Below are 2,280 nucleotides of genomic sequence, written 5' to 3' on the forward strand. Positions count from 1 at the left end.
ATGCGAAAAGCGACCCTCTGCCGTCTCATTCGACAGAGGGTCGGACGCCGCAAGCGGATGAGTATTTCAGCAGCCTGTTAGAGCTGCGCGCAACAGTCGCCGGGATTCAGCAACTCACGACATCGGCATCGATTCCAGCAGTACGCCTTCCGAATGCCGTAAACTTTCATCACGCTGAGCTAAAAGAAATAGAATCTTTGGCTGTCGGTGGTGAATTTGAAAGAAAACTATTAGGTCAGAGATTCATGGCCCTATCTGGCCGCCTGACAAAGGAAGTTCCCGAAGGAATATATAAACTGTTGGCCGAGCGGGCAGAAGAGTGCACAATTTGCTCGGATGCTCCACTGGAGTGGTTACGCATCGACGGACTGCCCTTAATGATCAGAAACGAGGTCTCCAGAATTCCAACTACACCTGGGGATCTATTTTTGCAACTCGCCGTAGCCGGAACCCCCGTATATTTTTCATCTTCGGTGTTGAAAAATATTCTTGTGATCCGATCCTTTAAGGATAGTGATCCGCTCAAACACCATCTGGAAACTGCCGTCAGGGCGTTTCCCTTGGAAAACGGCGTGAGCGTCCGATTCGTGGATGCCTCGACAGTTAAAGAGGTCGTCTCCGCACTCAATTCTTTTGACGGCGCAATCGTAGTTTTCGACTGCCACGGCTCACACGAAGGCAATAAAGGTGCTGGTTGGCTTGACATCGGCACCGAACGTCTGGACTCCTGGCAATTAGCGCATCGCGCCAAAGTGCCCCCAATCGTTCTCTTGAGCGCGTGTTTGACCTCCCCAGTTACCGGCTCGCACGCTTCGGTCTCCAATGGATTCGTCCGGTCTGGAGCATTAGCTGTTCTCGGAGCCTTTCTAGCAATCGACTCCATAGCGTCCGCCGTTGTAGTCGCACGTCTGATTTTCCGGATCGATAGCTTTTTGCCGGCTTTGGAATCAATGGGCTACAACGCGATAAGCTGGCGAAAATTAGTTTCGAGTTTTTTTCAAATGAGCTATTGTACGGACCTAACAAGATTTCTGTCAGAGCAGTCCGTCATTTCAACCGAGCAGGCAACCGAAATTCTATATAAGGCCAATACCGATATCACGTTCTTGAATCCAAGCTGGTACACCCGCTTTCTCAGCAGCGTCGCTGATTCTGCTAGTCTTGATGTGAGCGCCGTTCAACAAAAAATCGACCAGGAGATGCCTATGGCAGATACACTGATGTACTGCCAGATTGGCCGCCCTGATCTAATCAATATAGTCTTGGATGAGAAGAGCCCACCTCACCCAGAGGTTTTTAATGGGACTCATGTATAACCCGGAGACAGTTGCAACACCTAGGTGGATATTAATTCAACATAGAAGTTAGCATATTGATCGGCGTTCGATACTCAGCTGAACTTCGCTTGCGGATCTCATCCAAGAAGTCTAGATTGCAACGGCAATTTACTCATCGAACGGCTGCGCCACGACTTAGCAGGCTGCTGAAATACTGCCTTGATCGTCATCGCCCGGTATCGAGCAATCGTTGAACTTTGCCCGCTATTCAATGAAGAAGCACCTGCGACATCTGCCAGAAATCCATTCCACCCACCGCCCCCTAGTTGCATCGTTTTCTTGTTCCAGGTGGAAGGCAACGCAATGCGGAAGGTGATGGGCTCTGCATTTTGATCGACCGAGGTAACCGTGCCGTTGACATCACAATACTCAGGAGTTGCGCCCGCGGCTCCAATCAATTTAGCACTTTGAATCACTGCACCGCGTGTCGGAAGCGAGATTTTGCTTGCATCGATTTTCGCTGTGGCGATTGAATCGCACAGCTTCTGCGGAGATGTTTGCTGCGCGGAAGCTGACTGCTGCGCGGCGGCTTGAATCGCGAGCAATTGCGCAGCGACTACACCGTCGGTGCCTGATCCGCCGCCCCCACAGCCAGCGAGCATCGATGCCAACGCGCCAATGACTATGCAATCTGTCCGTTTGAGTTCCATGATATGCCTCGAAGTAGTTGACTAGGCTTGCCTATGCGAGCTGCACCAGCCTAAGCGCGGCATGCGCGGAACAATGTAATCACGCTGACAAAGTTCTGGTATGTCCTAGCAGGCTGCTGAAATACTGCCTTGATCGTCATCGCCCGGTATCGAGCAATCGTTGAACGCTGGTGCTGTTGTTTGCCTGATTCCATAGAAGCTCTGATGCGCGGTCCCGACACCTTCACCGAGAGCCTGTTCACCCTGCGCAAGCTGGAGGACTTCGTGCCTGCCGACCACCCGCTGCGCCCGAT

General features: G+C 51.8%; 2 protein-coding genes. One reads left to right on the forward strand and one right to left on the reverse strand.

What is annotated here, in order from left to right; all coding sequences use genetic code 11:
• Nucleotides 1-1,316, forward strand: a 1,316-nt coding sequence (locus ACT54X_RS28735; protein ID WP_476350044.1) for a hypothetical protein, incomplete at its 5' end; no start/stop codon positions are given.
• Between the two features lie 98 nt (nucleotides 1,317-1,414).
• On the opposite strand, the gene ACT54X_RS28740 is transcribed toward ACT54X_RS28735, so the two are convergent.
• Entirely contained in the window at nucleotides 1,415-1,987 is a 573-nt protein-coding gene (locus ACT54X_RS28740) for a tannase/feruloyl esterase family alpha/beta hydrolase (protein WP_476350046.1), read from the reverse strand.
• Nucleotides 1,988-2,280: the final 293 nt, after the last annotated feature.

It is taken from the genome of Pseudacidovorax sp. DMC4, assembly GCF_056314265.1.

Coding starts and splice junctions, on each gene's coding strand:
- ACT54X_RS28740 (WP_476350046.1), bottom strand. CDS start 1,987: ATGGAACTCAAACGGACAGATTGCATAGTCATTGGCGCGTTGGCATCG.